This is a genomic window from Pandoraea commovens (assembly GCF_902459615.1).
Classification (GTDB): domain Bacteria; phylum Pseudomonadota; class Gammaproteobacteria; order Burkholderiales; family Burkholderiaceae; genus Pandoraea; species Pandoraea commovens.
Genome location: NZ_CABPSA010000006.1, coordinates 352,202 through 371,878 on the forward strand (window position 1 = coordinate 352,202; position 19,677 = coordinate 371,878).

The window sequence follows — 19,677 nt, forward strand, 5'->3', positions numbered from 1 at the left end:
ACAGCAAAATGTCCATGCGTACCTCCTACTGCGGTCTGGTGACCGAGCAACAACTGGGCCAGACGGTCAAGCTTTGTGGCTGGGTCAATCGCCGCCGCGATCACGGCGGGGTCATCTTCATCGACCTGCGCGATCGCGAAGGTCTGGTGCAGGTCGTGTGCGATCCGGACCGCGCTGAGATGTTCAAGGCCGCCGAAGGCCTGCGCAATGAGTTCTGCGTGCAGATCACGGGTCTCGTGCGCAGCCGTCCGGCCGGCACCGAGAACGCCAACCTGACGAGCGGCAAGATCGAAGTGCTGTGCCACGAGCTCCAGGTGCTCAACCCGTCGGTTACGCCCCCGTTCCAGCTCGACGACGAAAACCTGTCGGAAACCACGCGCCTCACGCATCGCGTGCTGGATCTGCGTCGTCCGCAAATGCAATACAACCTGCGCCTGCGTTACAAGGTGGCGATGGAAGTGCGCAAGTATCTCGACGCGCAAGGCTTCATCGACATCGAAACGCCGATGCTCACGAAGAGCACCCCGGAAGGCGCGCGCGACTACCTCGTGCCGTCGCGTGTGAACGCCGGTCAGTTCTTCGCGCTGCCGCAATCGCCGCAGCTGTTCAAGCAGCTGCTGATGGTGGCTGGCTTCGACCGTTACTACCAGATCACCAAGTGCTTCCGCGACGAAGACCTGCGTGCTGACCGTCAGCCGGAATTCACGCAGATCGACTGCGAAACCTCGTTCCTCTCGGAGCAGGAAATCCGCGATCTGTTCGAGAACATGATCCGTCACGTGTTCAAGGAAGCCATCGACGTCGAACTCGACGCGAAGGTGCCGGTCATGGAGTACTCGGAGGCGATGCGCCGCTTCGGTTCGGATAAGCCGGACCTGCGCGTGAAGCTCGAGTTCACCGAACTGACCGACGTGATGGGCGACGTGGACTTCAAGGTGTTCTCGGTGCCGGCCACGACCGAAGGCGGCCGTGTGGTCGCCCTGCGCGTGCCGGGCGGTGCAGAGATCTCGCGTAGCGAAATCGATGCGTACACCGACTTCGTGAAGATCTACGGTGCGAAGGGTCTGGCCTGGATCAAGGTCAACGAAGTGGCCAAGGGCCGCGACGGTCTGCAAAGCCCGATCGTGAAGAACCTGCACGACGCGGCAGTCGCTTCGATCCTTGAGCGCACCGGCGCGCAAGACGGCGACATCATCTTCTTCGGCGCGGACAAGGAAAAGGTCGTCAACGACGGTATCGGCGCACTGCGTCTGAAGATCGGTCATTCGGAATTCGGCAAGTCGCACGGCCTGTTCGAAGCCGGCTGGCGTCCGCTGTGGGTCGTCGACTTCCCGATGTTCGAGTACGACGAGGAAGACGCCCGCTGGGTCGCTTGCCACCACCCGTTCACGAGCCCGAAGGACGAGCACATCGATTACCTCGAGACCGATCCGGGCAAGTGCCTGGCGAAGGCCTACGACATGGTGCTCAACGGCTGGGAAATCGGCGGCGGTTCGGTCCGTATCTTCCAGGAAGACGTGCAGAGCAAGGTGTTCCGCGCACTCAAGCTGGGTGAAGAAGAAGCGCGCGCGAAGTTCGGCTTCCTGCTCGACGCCCTGCAATATGGCGCGCCCCCGCACGGCGGTATCGCGTTCGGTCTGGACCGCGTCATCACGATGATGGCCGGTGCCGATTCGATTCGCGACGTGATCGCGTTCCCGAAGACGCAACGTGCACAGGATCTGCTCACGCAAGCGCCGTCGCCGGTCGACGAACGTCAACTGCGCGAACTGCACATCCGTCTGCGTCAGCCGGAAGCACCGAAGGCGTAAGCCGACGCGTCGCAACCGCAAGCCACGGCCGGGACCTGTGTCCCGGCATGGCGCGCCGGTTGGAAAACCCCCTTTGCCGTGAGGCGAGGGGGTTTTTGCTTTCTGGCGTGTGTGATGTGGCAATGCCGGTGATCGGGGCGATACGCACGCGTGATGTTCGGCATCCGTGCACCGCAACGTCGCGCAGGCCCTATACAATGCATCATCGCTGCCTGAACCCCGTTGCCTGCATGAAACCCTTCAAGATTCCCGAATCCGTGCTGGTCGTGATCTATACGCCGGCGCTCGACGTTCTGCTCATCGAGCGTGCCGACGCGGGGAATTTCTGGCAGTCCGTCACCGGTAGCAAGGATCAGCTCGACGAGCCGCTGGTCGAGACCGCCGCGCGCGAAGTCTTCGAGGAGACGGGCATTCGTGTGGCGAACGGCACACCCGTGCCCGATGCCGCGCTGACCGACTGGCATCACGAGATTCAGTACAACATCTACCCGCGCTGGGCGCATCGCTACGCGCCGGGCGTCACGCGCAACACGGAGCACTGGTTCGGCCTGTGTGTCCCGGAAAACACGGTCGTGACGCTCTCGCCGCGCGAGCACGTCGACTATGTCTGGTTGCCGTGGGAAGCGGCCGCCGAGCGCTGTTTCTCTCCCTCGAACGGCGACGCCATCCGGCAGTTGCCGTTGCGCGTGCGCTGATCGCCCGCCCCATGCCCTGCGTGCCCATCGTCCCCATCGCCCCTCCATCCAGCCGATGAGCAAATATCTGCCGTTCTCCCGCGACAACGAACTGGCACTGCTCTATCTCGGCGCGAACTACTTCACCGCCCTCATCGACGCCATCGATCGCGCTGAGCACGACGTGGCGCTCGAAACGTACATCTTCGAAGCCGACGACGCGGGGGAGAACGTCAGCGCCGCGCTACAGCGGGCGGCGCAACGTGGGGTGACGGTGCGCGTGATCACGGACGGCATCGGCACCAGCCGACGCCTGCCGTTCTTCGATGCCTGGCGTGAGAACGGGGTGGCGCATCGCATCTACAACCCCCGGCTGTTTGGTAAGTTCGGCTTTTCGCGCACGCATCGCAAGATCGCGATCGTCGATCACACGGTAGCGTTCGTGGGCGGCATCAACATCATCGACGACTACAACGGCGGTGGCGGTGGCGGCACGCGCATGGACGACCCGCGCTGGGACTTCGCAGTGCAGTGCCGGGGACCCATCGTCGCCGAGATTGTCGCGGCGTTTCACCTTCAGTGGCAGCGTCTGGCGCCGGGGTATCTCCGTACACCGTTCCGCCACCGTCGCCGGGGCTTGCGCGGGCGCTTGCATGCGCCCTATGCCGGTCAGGCGGCCTTCGTCGCGCGAGACAACCTCCACAATCGTCGCGCGGTCGAGAAGGCGTATCTGATGGCGCTGGGACGGGCCCGTCACGAAGTCTGGCTCGCCAATCCGTACTTTGTCCCGGGACGTCGTCTGCGACGCGCGCTCACGCAAGCCGCCAGACGCGGCGTGTCGGTGCATCTGCTCATTGGCCGCAAGGAATTCCGTCTGCTGGATACGGCGGTGCCGTGGCTGTACGCCAAGCTGCTCGACGCCGGGGTGCGCATCGGTGAGTACGACATGCGTCAGTTGCACGGCAAGGTGGCGGTGGTGGACGATGTCTGGGCGACGGTCGGCTCATCGAATCTCGACGCGCTGTCCCTGTTTCTGAATCACGAAGCCAATGTCGTGGTACTCGACGATCCCGTTGTCATCGAGCTGCGCGACCATATCCGTCGCGCGTTCGGAGACGCACGTCTGATCGACCCTGAGCGCTACGGCGAACGCTCGCGCTGGCGGCGCTTCCGTCAGTGGATGGCCTACCGGCTCTATCGCCTGGCGATGAAACTGCTCACGCGCGGCAAGTACGACTGAGCGGCGTCCGCCCCTCCCCAACCGCCTGCCCGCGCCCGCCGGGCCGGGGTCCAGGCCCAATACCGATTAGGTATTCCGGTCTAATAAATTCCTTGTTACCCCATGGACGTTTCCCAATAATAGGACGGCCGTTCGATTTTTTGGTTAGCATCGAAGAACGGATAACCAAAGCGATGCGAAACATATGCGAAAGGGTGAACAGACACGTGCCGCGATCCTGAATGCCGCGCTTGAACTGGCGGGGCGGGATGGGCTTGAGGGGCTGACGATCGGCTTGCTGGCCGATCGTATGCAAATGAGCAAGAGCGGCGTCTTCGCGCACTTTGGGTCGCGTGAGGATTTGCAGATCGAAGTGCTGATGGAATACCACCGGCGCTTCGACGAAGAAGTGTTCGCTCCCAGTATGGAAGCGCCGCGCGGGCTGCCGCGACTCAGAGCGCTGGTGGATCGCTGGATGGACAAGCGGATTCGCGAAGTGACGACGGGCTGCATCTATATCAGCGGTGCTGTCGAGTATGACGATCGTGCGGCCAGTCCGGTGCGCGAAGCCTTGGTGAAGAGTGTGCAGTTGTGGCGATCTGCCCTGCTGCGCGCGATTACGCAAGCGAAGGAGGAGGGACATCTGCGCCCGGACACCGATCCGCGCCTGATGCTCTTTGAAATGTACAGCCTGACACTCGGCCTGCATCACGACGCGCGCTTCCTTCGGGACCCCGGCGCCGTCGACATGACCCGAGTGGCACTGGAAAAACTGATTTCGTCTTATCAGCGCGGGTGAGGCGCGAGCCGTCCGCGATTCGATTCGATTTGTTCGGAGGAGTAGGTCATGGGACAGTACAACGCGCCGCTGCGCGACATGCAATTCGTCATGCACGAACTGCTGGGCGTGGAAAACGAATTGAAGGCGATGCCGAAGCACGCGGACATCGATGCCGACACCATCAATCAGGTGCTCGAAGAAGCTGGCAAGTTCTGTAGCGAAGTCGTCTTCCCGCTGAATCAGGTGGGCGATCGCGAAGGCTGCAAATACGAAGGCGACGGCGTCGTCACCACTCCCACGGGCTTCAAGGCCGCTTATCAGCAATACGTCGAAGCTGGCTGGCCGTCACTGGCGTGCGATCCGGCATTCGGCGGTCAGGGACTGCCGCAGGTCGTGAACAACGCCCTGTACGAAATGCTCAACTCGGCCAATCAGGCGTGGACGATGTATCCCGGCCTGTCGCACGGCGCTTACGAGTGTCTGCACGCCCACGGCACCCCCGAACAACAAGCCACCTATCTGCCGAAGATCGTGTCGGGCGAATGGACGGGCACGATGTGCCTGACCGAGCCGCACTGCGGCACCGACCTCGGCATGCTGCGCACGAAGGCCGAACCGAACGGCGACGGTTCGTACGCCATCTCCGGCACCAAGATCTTCATCTCGGCGGGCGAGCATGACATGGCCGCCAACATCGTTCACCTCGTGCTGGCACGTTTGCCGGATGCGCCGCCGGGAACGAAGGGCATCTCGCTGTTCGTCGTGCCGAAGTTCATCCCCGATGCGAACGGCGCACCCGGCGAGCGCAATGGCATCAAGTGCGGCTCCATCGAACACAAGATGGGCATTCACGGCAACGCCACGTGTGTGATGAACCTCGACGGTGCGAAGGGCTGGCTCGTGGGCGAACCGAACAAGGGCCTGAACGCCATGTTCGTGATGATGAACGCGGCGCGTCAGGGCGTTGGCATGCAAGGCATGGGCCTGACCGAAGTCGCTTATCAGAACTCGTTGGTGTACGCGAAGGAACGCATCCAGATGCGCTCGCTCACCGGCCCGAAGGCACCGGACAAGCCCGCCGATCCGATCATCGTGCACCCGGACGTGCGCCGCATGCTGCTCACGCAAAAGGCCTATGTGGAAGGCGGTCGCGCTTTCTCGTACTGGACCGCACTGCACATCGACAAGGAACTGTCGCACGGCGACGAAGCCGAGCGTAAGGAAGCGGCCGACCTCGTCGCGCTGCTCACGCCGATCATCAAGGCGTTCCTGACGGACAACGCTTTCGAGTGCACGAACCACGCCATGCAGATCTACGGCGGTCACGGGTTCATCTCCGAGTGGGGCATGGAGCAATACGTGCGCGATGCGCGTATCAACATGATCTACGAAGGCACCAACTCGATTCAGGCACTCGACCTGCTCGGCCGCAAGGTGCTCGGCGACATGGGCGCGAAGCTCAAGAAGTTCGGCAAGCTCGTGTCGGACTTCGTGGAAGCCGAAGGCACCAAGGAAGAGATGCAGGAGTTCATCAATCCGCTCGCGGATATCGGTGACAAGGTCCAGAAGCTGACGATGGAAATCGGCATGAAGGCGATGGCCAATCCGGATGAAGTCGGTGCGGCGTCCGTGCCGTATCAGCGCGTGGTCGGCCATCTGGTCTTCGCGTACTTCTGGGCGCGCATGGCGCGTATTGCACTGGACAAGCAAGGCAGCGGCGACAAGTTCTACGAATCGAAGCTCGCCACGGCGCGCTTCTACTTCGCCAAGTTGCTGCCGGAGACCGCGTCGCAAATTCGCATGGCACGTGCCGGCGCGAAGACGCTGATGGAAGTCGACGTCGACCTGTTCTGAGAGCGGAGGAGATCACCGTGAGCCAAACCAACAAACCCCTGGTCGTACGCAAGGTTGCCGTACTCGGCGCCGGCGTGATGGGTGCGCAGATTGCCGCGCACCTCGTCAACGCGAAAGTGCCCGTCGTACTGTTCGATCTGCCGGCCAAGGAAGGCCCGAAGAATGGCGTCGTCACGCGCGCCATCGAGAGCCTGAAGAAGCTGAGTCCCGCGCCGTTCGCCGACAAGGCCGACGCACAATACATCGAAGCCGCGAACTACGAGGACGACCTCGAAAAGCTTGCCGGTTGCGACGTGGTGATCGAAGCGATCGCCGAGCGCATGGACTGGAAGCACGACCTGTACAAGAAGGTCTCGCCGCATCTGGCCAAGCACGCCATTTTTGCGTCGAACACGTCGGGGCTGTCGATCACCGAACTCTCGGAAGGTTTCGACGCCGATCTGAAGGCACGCTTCTGCGGCGTGCACTTCTTCAACCCGCCGCGTTACATGCATCTGGTCGAACTGATCCCGACCGCAACGACCGCGCCGGAAATCCTCGATCAGCTCGAAACGTTCCTCACGTCCACGCTCGGTAAGGGTGTCGTGCGTGCGAAGGACACGCCGAACTTCATCGCGAACCGTGTCGGTGTCTTCTCGATTCTGGCGGTGTTCGCCGAAGCACAAAAGTTCGGCATTCCGTTCGACGTTGTCGACGACCTGACGGGCAGCAAGCTCGGTCGCGCCAAGTCGGCCACGTTCCGTACCGCCGACGTGGTCGGTCTGGACACGATGGCGCACGTCATCAAGACGATGCAGGACGGCCTGAAGGACGACCCGTTTGCCCCGACGTATGCCACGCCGCCCGTGCTTAAAGCGCTGGTGGAGAAGGGCGCGCTGGGTCAGAAGACGGGCGCGGGCTTCTACAAGAAGGAAGGCAAGGTCATCAAGGTGCTCGATCCGCAAACGGGCGAGTACGTCGAGTCGGGCAAGAAGGCCGACGAAATGGTCGCGCGCATTCTGAAGAAGGCACCGGCTGAGCGTCTGCGCCTGCTGCGCGAATCGACCAACCCGCAGGCGCAGTTCCTGTGGGCCGTGTTCCGCGACGTCTTCCATTACATCGGCGTGTATCTGGAGCAGATCGCCGACAACGCACGTGAAGTCGACTTCGCGATTCGTTGGGGCTTCGGTTGGACGACGGGTCCGTTCGAAGACTGGCAAGCCGCAGGCTGGAAGGACATCGCCCAGTGGGTGCAGGAAGATATCGACGCGGGCAAGGCCCTGTCGAACGCTCCGCTGCCCAAGTGGGTGACGGGCGGTAAGGTGGCCGAAGCCGGTGGCGTTCACACCGCGCAAGGCTCGTACAACCCGGCCAAGGACGCCTTCGTGCCGCGTAGCACGCTGCCGGTGTATCAGCGTCAGGTGTTCCCGGCATCGCTCGTGGGTGAGGCCAGCGCCGATCCGCGCAAGTTCGGCAAGACCATCGAAGAGACCGACGCCGTGCGTCTGTGGGTCGACGAGACCCCGGGGCAGGACGACGTGCTGATCGTCTCGTTCAAGACGAAGATGAACACCATCGGGCCGGACGTCATCGACGGTCTGACCCGCGCTATCGATCTGGCCGAGCAGCAGTATCGCGGCGTGGTCGTGTGGCAGCCGACGTCGCTCAAGCTCGGCGCACCGGGTGGTCCGTTCTCGGCAGGTGCCGATCTGGAAGCGGCCATGCCTGCCTTCATGATGGGCGGTGCCAAGGGGATCGAGCCGTTCATCAAGAAGTTCCAGGACGGCATGATGCGTGTGAAGTACGCGCAGGTGCCGGTCGTCTCGGCCGTGTCCGGCATCGCGCTGGGCGGTGGCTGCGAACTGCTGCTGCATAGCGCCAAGCGTGTGGCAGCGCTGGAGAGCTACATCGGTCTCGTGGAAGTCGGCGTCGGCCTCGTGCCGGGCGGCGGCGGCCTGAAGGAAGCGGCGATTCGTGCGGCCGAAGCGGCCACCGCTGCCGGTAGCGTCCAGTATCTGCAATTCGTGACGAAGTCGTTCACCAACGCCGCGATGGCGAAGGTCTCGGCCTCCGCGCTCGACGCCCGCGACATGGGCTATCTCAAGCCGTCGGACACCATCGTCTACAACGTGCACGAACTGCTGTCGGTCGCCCGCAACGAAGCGCGCGCGCTGTCGGTCGCCGGCTACCGTCCGCCGCTCAAACCTGCAGGCATTCCGGTGGCAGGCCGCTCGGGCGTGTCGACGATCAAGGCGTCGCTCGTGAACATGCGCGACGGCAACTTCATCTCGGCGCACGACTTCCTGATCGCCTCGCGCATTGCCGAAGCCGTGTGCGGCGGCGATGTCGAAGCGGGCAGCCTCGTGAACGAAGAATGGCTGCTGGCGCTTGAGCGTCGCGCCTTCATCGAACTGCTGGGCACGTCGAAGACCCAGGAACGCATCATGGGCATGCTGCAGACCGGCAAGCCGGTGCGCAACTAAGCCGACCGGAGACTGACATGAGCAAACAACTGCAAGACGCCTATATCGTTGCCGCCACGCGTGCGCCGATCGGCAAGGCACCCAAGGGCAGCTACAAGAACACGCGTCCGGACGATCTGCTCGCGACCATCCTCAAGAGCACGCTCTCTCAGGTGCCGGATCTCGATCCGAAGGTCATCGAGGACGCGATCATCGGCTGCGCCATCCCCGAAGCCCAGCAAGGCCTGAACGTGGCGCGTATCGGTGCGCTGCTCTCGGGACTGCCGAACACGGTCGGTGGTGTCACCGTCAACCGTTTCTGCGCCTCGGGCCTGACTGCGCTGGCGATGGCCGCCGACCGCATTCGTGTGGGCGAAGCCGACGCCATGATCGCCGGCGGCATCGAAAGCATGAGCATGGTGCCGATGATGGGCAACACGCCGTCGCTCTCGCCGTCGATCTTCGAGCGCGACGAGAACGTGGGCATCGCCTACGGCATGGGCCTGACCGCCGAGAAGGTCGCGCAGCAGTGGGGCGTGACCCGTGAAGCGCAGGACGCCTTCGCGCTGGCTTCGCACCAGAAGGCGATCAAGGCGCAGCAGGCCGGTGAGTTCACGAACGAGATCACGCCGATCGAGATCGTCGAGCGTTTCCCGAATCTGGCCACGGGTGAAGTCTCGATCAAGACGCGCACGCTCTCGCTCGACGAAGGTCCGCGTCCCGAAACGTCCATCGAAGGGCTGGGCAAGCTGCGTCCCGTGTTCGCGAACAAGGGCTCGGTCACGGCCGGTAACAGCTCGCAGACGTCGGACGGCGCCGGTGCGTTGCTCGTCGTGAGCGAAAAGATCCTCAAGCAGTTCAACCTCACGCCGCTCGCGCGTTTCGTGTCGTTCGCCGTGCGCGGCGTGCCGCCCGAGATCATGGGCATCGGGCCGAAGGAAGCGATTCCGGCGGCGCTGCGTGCCGCAGGGCTGAGCCAGCAGGACATGGACTGGATCGAACTGAACGAAGCGTTCGCCGCGCAGGCGCTCGCCGTCATCAAGGATCTGGACCTCGACACCAGCAAGGTCAACCCGATGGGTGGCGCGATTGCGCTGGGTCACCCGTTGGGCGCGACCGGCGCGATTCGCGCTGCGACCGTGGTGCACGCGCTGCGCCGTCACAACCTGAAGTACGGCATGGTGACGATGTGCGTGGGCACCGGTATGGGCGCGGCGGGCATCATCGAGCGCATGTAAGGCAGACTCCGCCCGTGCATGGGCGGCACGCCAGACGCCAGGATTGACGACGGCTCAGGACGCCGGGGTGCGGTTTCGCAAATGCGTGGCTGCCCCCGGCGTCGTCATCTGTCGCTATTGGGACACCGAGGAGACACACACGATGGAAGACGTATTGGTGCAGCGTCAGGGCGCGGTGCAGGTGCTCACGCTCAACCGCGTTCAGAAGAAAAACGCGATCACCGCCGACATGTATCAGGCACTCGCGGACGGGATCAACGAAGCCGAAGACGACGCCTCGCTGCGCGTGATCCTGATTCAGGGCCAGCCCGAAGCCTTCTCGGCAGGCAACGACCTCGAAGACTTTCTGAAGAATCCGCCGAAGGACGAGAGCGCGCCCGTGTTCCAGTTCCTGCGCGCCATCAGTCAGGCGACCAAGCCGATCGTGGCCGCCGTGGCGGGCAATGCCGTTGGTGTGGGCACGACGATGCTGCTGCACTGCGACGTGGTCTACGCGGCCGATTCGGCCCGCTTTGCGCTGCCGTTCTCGCAACTGGCACTGTGCCCGGAGGCCGCGTCGAGCTGGCTGCTGCCCCGCGTATCCGGCTATCACCGCGCCGCCGAGAAGCTGCTTTTCGGTGAGCCGTTCGACGTGAACGAAGCGGTTGCGATGGGTTTCGTCAACCGCATCGTGCCCGCCGCCGAGCTGGCAGAGTTCGCGGCGAAGCGTGCTGCACAACTGGCCGCCATGCCTGCCGGGTCGCTGCGCGTGACCAAGCAACTGATGAAGGCTGACGGCGCAAGCGACGTGCAGGCACGCATTGGCGAGGAGGGCGTCGAGTTCGCCAAGCGTTTGCTGTCGCCCGAGGCCCGCGAAGCATTCACGGCCTTCTTCGAGAAGCGCAAGCCGGATTTCACGAAGATTTCGTAAGTTCTGCTGCTTTCGGACCGTCTGTCCGTCCGTAGAAAAGACAAACGCCGCACGCCCCGATTCGCGAGGCGTGCGGCGTTTTTGCGTCTGGCACCGGTCGGACGGTCGCGCGGGGCTACCGTCCCCCAGAGCCAACTGACGTCAACTGACGGCGTCGAGCTTCGGCAGCGGGCGCGGACGGCGGTCTTCGTCGGTCGCGACATACGTCACCATAGCCTCGGTCACTTTGACGATCTCGTGCGACAGGCGCATGCGCTGGGCGTAAGCCTCGACATAGACGGTAATCGACGTGTTGCCCGTTTTGACGATGGTGGCGTAGAAGCTGAGCAAGTCGCCGACGAAGACTGGCTCCTTGAAGAGGAACGAATTGACGGCGATGGTCGCCACACGGCCGTTGGCGCGTTGTGCGGCGGGGATCGAGCCGGCGATGTCGACCTGAGACATGATCCAGCCGCCGAAGACGTCGCCGTGGGCGTTGGCGTCGGCGGGCATCGGCATCACGCGCAACGCCAGTTCTTTTTCTTCGGGCAGGGCCGTGAGGGCAGGGGTCGGGGTACTCATGAGGTTCCTTGCTAGAGCGGGAAAGCTGGCCGGCGTCGATTTGGCGGGGTTCAGCGCACGTCGCCGGGTTCTGCGAAAATACGTCATCAACGATTCTAGCGGAAAGCCCTCTCGCGAGCCGGACGCCGCCCCACCCCACCATGAGACGTTTTACTCCGGCCGAGCCCGCGCCGGCGGCTTCCGGCAAGCCCAATGCCGCCAAACCGGCGCGCGGCGACTGGCAGGTCATTAAATCCCTGATTCCGTATCTGATGGAGTTTCGCGGCCGCGTCACGCTGGCGCTGTCGTGCCTGATCCTGGCGAAGGTCGCCAACCTCGGCGTGCCGGTCATCATGAAGCACATCGTCGACGCCCTCGGCCCGGTGGCGTCGCTCTCGGCGACGGCGCGTGCCACGAACGATCCGAGCCTGATTGTCGTGGGCGGCCTTGGCATGCTGGTGATCGCCTACGGTGTGGTGCGCCTGTCGACGTCGCTCTTTACCGAACTGCGCGAAATCCTGTTCTCGAAGGTGACGGAAAGCGCCGTGCGTCAGATCGCGCTCAAGGTGTTCCGGCATCTGCACGCACTGTCGCTGCGGTTCCATCTGGAGCGGCAGACGGGCGGCATGAGCCGCGACATCGAACGGGGCACCCGAGGCATCCAGTCGATGATCTCGTACTCGCTCTACAGCATTCTGCCCACGCTCATCGAAGTCGCGCTGGTGCTCGGCTTCTTCGTCGTGCGCTACGAAGCGTTCTACGCCATCGTCACGCTCGTGGCGCTCGTGTTCTACATCACCTTCACGGTGAAGGTCACGGAGTGGCGCACGCACTTTCGCCGCACGATGAACGAACTCGACTCGAAGGCCAACGCCCGTGCCATCGATTCGCTCATCAACTACGAGACGGTGAAGTACTTCGGCAACGAAGCCTTCGAGACGCAGCGCTACGACGAGAACCTCAAACGTTATCGCGCGGCCGCCATCCGTTCGCAAAACTCGCTGTCGGTGTTGAATTTCGGCCAGCAGGTGATCATCGCCAGCGGGCTGATTCTGATTCTGTGGCATGCCACGCAGGGCGTGATGAGCGGACGCATGACGCTCGGCGATCTCGTGCTCGTCAACACGTTCATGTTGCAGCTCTACATTCCGCTGAATTTCCTCGGCGTGATCTATCGTGAGCTCAAGCAGGCGATGACCGACATGGACCGCATGTTCACGCTGCTCGACGTGAATCGCGAAGTGGCCGATCCGCCGGGCGCGCAACCGCTGGTATGCAATGGCGGCACGGTGCGGTTCGAACACGTGAACTTCGGCTACGAGCCTGCGCGTCAGATTCTGCACGACGTCGATTTCACCATTGCGGCGGGCACGACCACCGCTGTCGTCGGCCACAGCGGCTCGGGCAAATCGACGCTCTCGCGTCTGCTCTTCCGCTTCTACGACGTAGGCTTCCCGGGACTCGACGGCGGGCGCATTTCCATCGACGGTCAGGACATTCGCAACGTCACGCAGGATTCGCTGCGCGCCGCCATCGGCATCGTGCCGCAGGATACGGTGCTGTTCAATGACACGATCTACTACAACATCGCATACGGCAATCCGTCCGCATCGCGCGAGCAGGTGATTGCCGCCGCGCGGGCCGCGCACATTCATGACTTCATCGAAAGCCTGCCCGCCGGTTATGAATCGATGGTTGGCGAGCGCGGGCTGAAGCTTTCCGGCGGTGAAAAGCAACGTGTGGCGATTGCGCGGACCATCCTCAAGAATCCGCATATTCTGATTTTCGACGAGGCAACATCGGCACTCGATTCGCGCTCGGAACAGGCGATTCAGACGGAGTTGCGCAACATCGCACGCGAACGGACGACGCTCGTCATTGCGCACCGTCTCTCGACGGTGGTGCACGCGGCGCAGATCATCGTGCTCGACAAGGGACGCATCGTGGAGCGCGGTACGCACGATCAGTTGCTGCACGCCGAAGGCCTCTACGCACAGATGTGGGCGTTGCAACAACAGCGTCGTGGCGGGGAAGGGGATGCCGAGGCATCGCACTTCGCCACGGTGGTGTCCTGAGCGCGTCTGGGCGTGAGTGTGCGTGAGTGTGCGCAATTCTGCATGAGGATGACGGGCAAGGGTCTGTCATCCCGGCAGGCGATTGAGTAGACTTGCGCACTGACATCGCCTGCGCGGGAGCACCGCATGGAAATCAAGTGGCTCGAGGACTTCGTGTCCCTCGCCAAGACGAACAGTTTCAGCCGCTCGGCGGAATTGCGTCACGTGACGCAGCCCGCCTTCTCGCGGCGTATCCAGTCGCTCGAAGCATGGCTGGGCAGCGAACTCATCGACCGGTCCAGCTATCCGACGCGCCTCACGCCCGCTGGCGAGGTCTTCTACGAGCAGGCGCTGACGTTGCTCGCGCAGGCGCAGGAAGCCCGCGCGTTGCTGCGCGAACAACGTTCCGCCGATCATTCGGTGATCGACTTCGCCGTCCCCCACACGCTCTCGATGACGTTCTTCCCGCGCTGGCTCAAGCAGCTGGAAAAGCGTCAGGGCTTGCTGCGCAGCCGTCTGCGTGCGCTCAACGTGCACGATGCGGCCATGTCGCTCACCGACGGCGGCTGCGATCTTCTGATGTGCTACTACCACCCGAGCCAGCCGCTGCAGCTCGACTCGGCGCGCTACGAGATGATCGTGCTCGGCAGCGAGCGCTTCAGTCCGTACAGCGCCCCGGCCGCACAAAAACGCGCCCGCTTCAAGTTGCCCGGAACCCCCGAAGCGCCGGTGCCGTATCTGGCCTATACGTCCAACGCCTACCTCGGCCGGATGGCCGATCTGCTCGTGGGGGATGTGTCGAGCCGTCCGCATCTGGACAAGGTCTACGAGACGGACATGGCGGAAGCGCTTAAAGCGATGGTGCTCGCCGGACACGGCGTGGCGTTTCTGCCCGAGAGCGCGGTGGTCGATTCGGTAACGCGCGGCGAACTGATCGACCTCGCGCCGCCGGGCAAAGCCGCGACGCCCTGGCACCTGGACATGGAAATCCGTCTGTATCGGGACCGGCTCGCCTATACGGACGCAAGCAACCGCCGCGAGCGCGCCAAGCGCGACGTCGTCGAAGCCTTCTGGCAGGCCGTTCGGGATCAGGTCAAAGGCTAAGTCTCACGCCTCTCTGATGGCTGCGGGACGCCGCCGGATAGGCATCGTCAATAGACCGGATACGGAGTAGGGCTACGCCGCGAGAAGGGCTATTCGCATCCGGTAAGGACGTCCCCGTTGACGCGTGATCGCGGCGATTTGCCTGACGTACCGGAAAATTGAGGGGATGCTCACATCTATGCAGGAAATGCATAGATGCATGTTTATTCGGCATTGGATTGTTAATCGGGGTTCTTTGTAAAGTGCCAGCCATTCGTGTCGCTGGCGCGGTGTGTGCCGGCGGTGCAGATTGAAGCCGGAGAATCCAACGATGTCTCAAACGTCACATGCCTTGCCCTCTTACCTCGACGCCGAACACCTCGGTCCGTGGGGTAACTACCTCCAACAAGTCGACCGCGTTACCCCCTACCTCGGTTCGCTCTCGCGCTGGGTCGAAACCCTCAAGCGCCCGAAGCGTATTCTCGTGGTCGACTGCCCGATCGAACTCGACAACGGCACCATTGCCCACTTCGAGGGCTATCGCGTTCAGCACAACACCTCGCGCGGACCCGGTAAGGGCGGCGTGCGTTTCCACCAGGACGTGACGCTGTCCGAAGTCATGGCCCTGTCGGCCTGGATGTCGGTCAAGAACGCAGCGGTGAACGTGCCTTACGGCGGCGCCAAGGGCGGTATCCGCGTCGACCCGCGCAAGCTTTCGCGTGGCGAGCTGGAGCGTCTGACGCGTCGCTACACCAGCGAAATCAACATCATCATCGGGCCGACGAAAGACATTCCGGCACCGGACGTCAACACCAATGAGCAGATCATGGCGTGGATGATGGACACCTACTCGATGAACGAGGGTTCCACCGCCACCGGCGTCGTGACCGGCAAGCCGATTTCGCTGGGTGGCTCGCTGGGCCGCCGCGAAGCGACCGGCCGTGGCGTGTTCGTGGTGAGCTGCGAAGCGGCCCGTCGTCTGGGCATGGACGTGCGCGGTGCGCGCGTGATCGTGCAGGGCTTCGGCAACGTGGGCGGTATCGCTGCCCGCCTGTTCCATGAAGCCGGCGCGCATGTCATCGGCGTGCAAGATCACACCGGCACGATCTACAAGTCGGACGGCCTCGATGTGCCGAACCTGCTCAAGCACGTGGCCGAGACCGGCGGCGTGGGTGGCTTCCCGGCTGCGGAAACCATGAAGGATGAAGAATTCTGGTCGATCGACTGCGAATTCCTGATCCCGGCCGCGCTGGAAAACCAGATCACCGAGAAGAACGCCGATCAGATCCGCGCCAAGGTCGTGGTGGAAGGCGCCAACGGCCCGACCACGACGGCTGCGGACGACATCCTGCGTAGCAAAAACATTCTTGTCGTGCCTGACGTGGTCGCCAACGCTGGTGGCGTGACCGTGTCGTACTTCGAATGGGTGCAGGACTTCTCGAGCTTCTTCTGGACCGAGGAAGAGATCAACCAGCGTCTGGAGCGCATCATGCGCGAAGCGTTCGACGGCGTGTGGCACGTGGCGCAGGAGCACCAGGTTTCGCTGCGTACAGCCGCATTCATCGTTGCGTGTAGCCGTATTCTGCAGGCGCGTGAAATGCGTGGTCTGTACCCCTGATCGATAGGGTATAGTCCGGCTAAGTAGTAGTACGCATTCGTGCGTAAAAAGGAACGTTCGGAGCGAGTTACGTCAAAAAAGACGCTCGTTCCGAACAATCGAGAATAAAAAAATCGGTAATTGCAGTGCTAAAATGCACTCGTTTTTGCCAAGGAGACCAAGGAATGACCCTCTCGAAAATTGCGTTGGCGATGTGCTGTGTTGGCCTGATGGCAGGTGCTGCTCAGGCGCAGGAAACCGGTACGCTCAAGTCGATCAAGGATAACGGCGTTATCAAGCTGGGAAACCGTGAATCGTCGATCCCGTTCTCGTTCTACGACAACAACCATAACGTTGTCGGCTATGCCAACGATGTGGCGCAAGCCATCGTTGCCGAAGTCAAGAAAGAACTGAAGCTGCCGAACCTCAAGGTCACGCAGACCCCGATCACCTCGCAGAACCGCATTCCGCTGGTTCAGAACGGCACGATCGACATCGAGTGCGGTTCGACCACGAACAACGCCGATCGTCAGAAGCAGGCTGCCTTCTCGAACACGTTCTTCATCATCGGCACGCGTCTGCTGACGAAGAACAACTCGGGCGTCAAGGATTTCGCGGACCTGAAGGGCAAGAACGTCGTCACGACGGCAGGTACGACGTCTGAGCGTCTGCTGCGCGAGATGAACGAGAAAGAGAAGATGGGGATGAACATCATCAGCGCGAAGGACCACGGTGAAGCTGCGATTACGCTGCACCAAGGTCGCGCCGTTGCGTTCATGATGGACGACGCACTGCTGGCCGGCGAGCGCGCCAAGTTCAAGGATGCCAAGGACTACAGCATCGTTGGTAAGGCTGCTTCGTACGAAGCCTACGGCTGCATGATGCGTAAGGACGATCCGGCATTCAAGAAGCTGGTCGACAAGGCGGTCGAAGACTACCAGAAGTCGGGTCAGGCACAGAAGGACTACGCCAAGTGGTTCCAACAGCCGATCCCCGCGCTCAACGGCGTGAACATGGACTTCCCGCCGTCGGCTGAAATGGCTGCACTGTGGAAAGCGCCGAACGACAAGGCAGACGTCCAGGGCGCCAAGTAAGCCAACCGGCTCACTGATTCGCCAGGCGTAAGCTGGTAATTCCGAAGCGGAAGGAGTCGATCCTTCCGCTTCTTTTTAAGCAAGACAAGTAGAAGAGGGGAGATCATGGCTTTCGGTCTCGATTTCAGTTTTTTCTTCCAGCCGGTTGCTACCGGCGAGGACAGCACCTACTTCGGTTGGGTGCTCTCGGGTCTCAAGCTCACGCTTGAGGTCGGCCTCGGCGGCTGGATCATTGCGCTCATCATCGGCTCCGTGCTCGGGGTGATGCGCACCATTCCAAACAAATGGATTTCCGGATTCGCCGCGGCTTACGTCGAACTGTTCCGGAATATCCCGCTGCTCGTGCAGTTGTTCTTCTGGTATTACGTAGCCCCCGACTTCCTGCCGGAAGCGGTTCGCCAATGGCTGTTCTCGCTCAACCCCGCTAACGTCTCGCTGCTCACCGGTGTGATCGGCCTGGGACTGTTCACGGCGGCTCGGGTTTGCGAGCAGGTGCGCTCCGGTATCATCTCGCTGCCCAAGGGCCAGAAGAATGCGGGCCTCGCGATGGGGCTGACGCTCCCGCAGACCTACCGCTTCGTGTTGCTGCCGGTCGCGTTCCGTGTGGTGATTCCGCCGATTACGTCGGAGTTCGTCAACATCTTCAAGAACTCGGCTGTGATTTCGACGGTGAACCTGCTCGAACTGACGGGCCAGGGCAAGCAGCTTATCGACTACACGGCGCATAGCTACGAGTCGTTCATCGTTATCACGGTGGCTTACATGATCATCAACATCGCGGTGCTGGTGCTCATGCGCTTCATCGAAGCCAAGACCCGCCTGCCGGGCTACATCGGGGGCAAATAATGTTCGAGATCTTCGCATGGGGCGGTGTCGTCGACGCTTGGCCTCTGCTCGTCAGGGGCATGATCACCACGCTGCAGGTCACGGCGCTCGCCGTGGTCGTTGGCATCGTATGGGGCACGCTGCTCGCGATGATGCGTCTGTCGGGCGTGGCGCCGCTCAAGTGGTTCGCGGATCTGTACGTGAACGTGTTTCGCTCGATCCCGCTGCTGATGGTGCTGCTGTGGTTCTTCCTGATCGTGCCGCAGGTGCTGCGTTCGTTGCTCGACGTGCCGCCGACGTGGGATATCCGGATGGTCTCGGCGCTCGTGGCCTTCTCGCTTTTTGAAGCGGCGTATTATTCGGAAATTATCCGCGCCGGTATTCAGAGCGTGTCGCGTGGTCAGCTGTCCGCCGCATTTGCGCTGGGCATGTCGTACTGGCAGGCGATGGGCCTCGTGGTGCTGCCGCAGGCGTTCCGCAACATGGTGCCGCTGCTGCTCACCCAGGGCATTATTCTGTTCCAGGATACCTCGCTCGTGTACGCGATCGCCCTGTCCGACTTCTTCGGCATGGCGTACTCGGTCGGTCAGCGTGACGGCACGCTGCCTGCCATGATTGTGTTTGCCGGGGCGGTCTACTTTGTGATCTGCTTCACGGTTTCGATGTTGGTTAAACGTCTTCAAAAGAGGTTGGCGAAATGATTACCCTTAAAAACGTCTCCAAGTGGTACGGCCAGTTCCAGGTGCTCACGAACTGCTCCACTGAAGTCAAGAAGGGTGAAGTCGTGGTGGTGTGCGGCCCGTCGGGTTCGGGCAAGTCCACGCTCATCAAGACCGTCAACGGTCTGGAGCCGATCCAGCAAGGCGAGATCATCGTCGATGGCACCTCGGTCGCAGATCCGAAGACGAACCTGGCCAAGCTGCGCTCGCGCGTCGGCATGGTGTTCCAGCACTTCGAACTGTTCCCGCACCTGTCGATCACCGAAAACCTGACGCTCGCACAGGTCAAGGTGCTGGGTCGCAGCAAGGACGCAGCGCGCGACAAGGGCCTCAAGCTGCTTGAGCGCGTGGGCCTGAAGGCGCACGCTCACAAGTTCCCGGGCCAGCTCTCGGGCGGTCAGCAGCAGCGTGTCGCTATCGCCCGTGCATTGTGCATGGACCCGATCGCCATGCTGTTCGACGAGCCGACCTCGGCACTCGACCCGGAAATGATTAACGAAGTGCTCGACGTGATGGTCGAACTGGCCCAGGAAGGCATGACCATGATGGTGGTCACGCACGAAATGGGCTTCGCCAAGAAGGTCGCCAATCGCGTGATCTTCATGGATCAGGGCGCCATCGTGGAAGACGACCAGAAGGACGCGTTCTTCGCGAACCCGAAGTCGGACCGCGCCAAGGACTTCCTGGCCAAGATCCTTCACTGATCGCCGTCAGCGCAGAAATGAAAAAGCGTGCCTCCGGGCACGCTTTTTTTATGGGTGTGACCCGTCCTGAAATAGGTTGTCACTTTTTCGATGCATTGAAGGAGTGGCAAATGGAGCAAGGGTTTAAGCGGAC

The 19,677-nt window shown here is 62.2% G+C and carries 16 protein-coding genes; 15 read left to right on the forward strand and 1 reads right to left on the reverse strand.

Translation table 11 applies throughout. The features are described 5' to 3' along the window. The first annotated feature begins 8 nt into the window (after positions 1 to 8). The 8 genes from aspS to PCO31010_RS18735 all read left to right on the forward strand — a co-directional run bounded on the left by aspS (position 9) and on the right by PCO31010_RS18735 (position 10,928). A complete protein-coding gene (gene aspS, locus PCO31010_RS18700; RefSeq protein ID WP_046290870.1) occupies positions 9 to 1,811 on the forward strand; it encodes an aspartate--tRNA ligase in 1,803 nt (600 codons plus the stop codon). A 230-nt stretch (positions 1,812 to 2,041) separates the two neighbouring features. Then, complete coding sequence (nudB, locus tag PCO31010_RS18705; RefSeq protein WP_150665572.1) at positions 2,042 to 2,506, forward strand: dihydroneopterin triphosphate diphosphatase; 465 nt, start codon at positions 2,042 to 2,044, stop codon at positions 2,504 to 2,506. Between the two features lie 55 nt (positions 2,507 to 2,561). After that, the gene (gene clsB, locus PCO31010_RS18710) at positions 2,562 to 3,725 is read left to right on the forward strand and encodes a cardiolipin synthase ClsB (RefSeq protein WP_150665573.1); all 1,164 of its coding nucleotides are present in this window, start codon (positions 2,562 to 2,564) and stop codon (positions 3,723 to 3,725) included. Positions 3,726 to 3,909: 184 nt separating this feature from the next. Further along, positions 3,910 to 4,503: a TetR/AcrR family transcriptional regulator gene (locus PCO31010_RS18715; RefSeq protein ID WP_046290871.1), complete on the forward strand. Its 594-nt coding sequence runs from the start codon at positions 3,910 to 3,912 to the stop codon at positions 4,501 to 4,503. A gap of 48 nt (positions 4,504 to 4,551) precedes the next feature. Beyond that, the gene (locus tag PCO31010_RS18720) at positions 4,552 to 6,339 is read left to right on the forward strand and encodes an acyl-CoA dehydrogenase C-terminal domain-containing protein (protein ID WP_150665574.1); all 1,788 of its coding nucleotides are present in this window, start codon (positions 4,552 to 4,554) and stop codon (positions 6,337 to 6,339) included. A gap of 17 nt (positions 6,340 to 6,356) precedes the next feature. Then, on the forward strand, positions 6,357 to 8,801 hold the full coding sequence (locus PCO31010_RS18725; RefSeq protein ID WP_150665575.1) for a 3-hydroxyacyl-CoA dehydrogenase/enoyl-CoA hydratase family protein: 2,445 nt from the start codon (positions 6,357 to 6,359) through the stop codon (positions 8,799 to 8,801). A gap of 17 nt (positions 8,802 to 8,818) precedes the next feature. Continuing rightward, positions 8,819 to 10,018: an acetyl-CoA C-acyltransferase gene (locus tag PCO31010_RS18730; RefSeq protein ID WP_150665576.1), complete on the forward strand. Its 1,200-nt coding sequence runs from the start codon at positions 8,819 to 8,821 to the stop codon at positions 10,016 to 10,018. 142 nt (positions 10,019 to 10,160) lie between these two features. Further along, on the forward strand, positions 10,161 to 10,928 hold the full coding sequence (locus PCO31010_RS18735) for an enoyl-CoA hydratase (RefSeq protein ID WP_039396125.1): 768 nt from the start codon (positions 10,161 to 10,163) through the stop codon (positions 10,926 to 10,928). 141 nt (positions 10,929 to 11,069) lie between these two features. Here PCO31010_RS18735 and PCO31010_RS18740 read toward each other — a convergent pair whose 3' ends face one another. Next, positions 11,070 to 11,489 carry an acyl-CoA thioesterase gene (locus PCO31010_RS18740; protein WP_046290875.1) on the reverse strand — a complete coding sequence of 140 codons (420 nt, stop codon included), beginning with the start codon at positions 11,487 to 11,489 and terminating at the stop codon, positions 11,070 to 11,072. A 140-nt stretch (positions 11,490 to 11,629) separates the two neighbouring features. Between PCO31010_RS18740 and PCO31010_RS18745 the strand changes: the two genes are divergently transcribed. The 7 genes from PCO31010_RS18745 to PCO31010_RS18775 all read left to right on the forward strand — a co-directional run bounded on the left by PCO31010_RS18745 (position 11,630) and on the right by PCO31010_RS18775 (position 19,544). Continuing rightward, entirely contained in the window at positions 11,630 to 13,543 is a 1,914-nt protein-coding gene (locus PCO31010_RS18745; RefSeq protein ID WP_150665577.1) for an ABCB family ABC transporter ATP-binding protein/permease, read from the forward strand. Positions 13,544 to 13,669: 126 nt separating this feature from the next. Continuing rightward, positions 13,670 to 14,626: a LysR family transcriptional regulator gene (locus tag PCO31010_RS18750; protein WP_150665578.1), complete on the forward strand. Its 957-nt coding sequence runs from the start codon at positions 13,670 to 13,672 to the stop codon at positions 14,624 to 14,626. Between the two features lie 310 nt (positions 14,627 to 14,936). Then, a complete protein-coding gene (locus tag PCO31010_RS18755; RefSeq protein WP_150575657.1) occupies positions 14,937 to 16,223 on the forward strand; it encodes a Glu/Leu/Phe/Val family dehydrogenase in 1,287 nt (428 codons plus the stop codon). Positions 16,224 to 16,387: 164 nt separating this feature from the next. After that, positions 16,388 to 17,296 carry a glutamate/aspartate ABC transporter substrate-binding protein gene (locus tag PCO31010_RS18760; protein WP_150665579.1) on the forward strand — a complete coding sequence of 303 codons (909 nt, stop codon included), beginning with the start codon at positions 16,388 to 16,390 and terminating at the stop codon, positions 17,294 to 17,296. A gap of 105 nt (positions 17,297 to 17,401) precedes the next feature. Further along, on the forward strand, positions 17,402 to 18,142 hold the full coding sequence (locus tag PCO31010_RS18765) for an amino acid ABC transporter permease (protein WP_150665580.1): 741 nt from the start codon (positions 17,402 to 17,404) through the stop codon (positions 18,140 to 18,142). Next, positions 18,142 to 18,822: a glutamate/aspartate ABC transporter permease GltK gene (gene gltK / locus PCO31010_RS18770; protein ID WP_150665581.1), complete on the forward strand. Its 681-nt coding sequence runs from the start codon at positions 18,142 to 18,144 to the stop codon at positions 18,820 to 18,822. The genes PCO31010_RS18765 and gltK overlap by 1 nt, the downstream gene beginning before the upstream one ends. Beyond that, a complete protein-coding gene (locus tag PCO31010_RS18775) occupies positions 18,819 to 19,544 on the forward strand; it encodes an amino acid ABC transporter ATP-binding protein (RefSeq protein ID WP_150665582.1) in 726 nt (241 codons plus the stop codon). The genes gltK and PCO31010_RS18775 overlap by 4 nt, the downstream gene beginning before the upstream one ends. Positions 19,545 to 19,677: the final 133 nt, after the last annotated feature.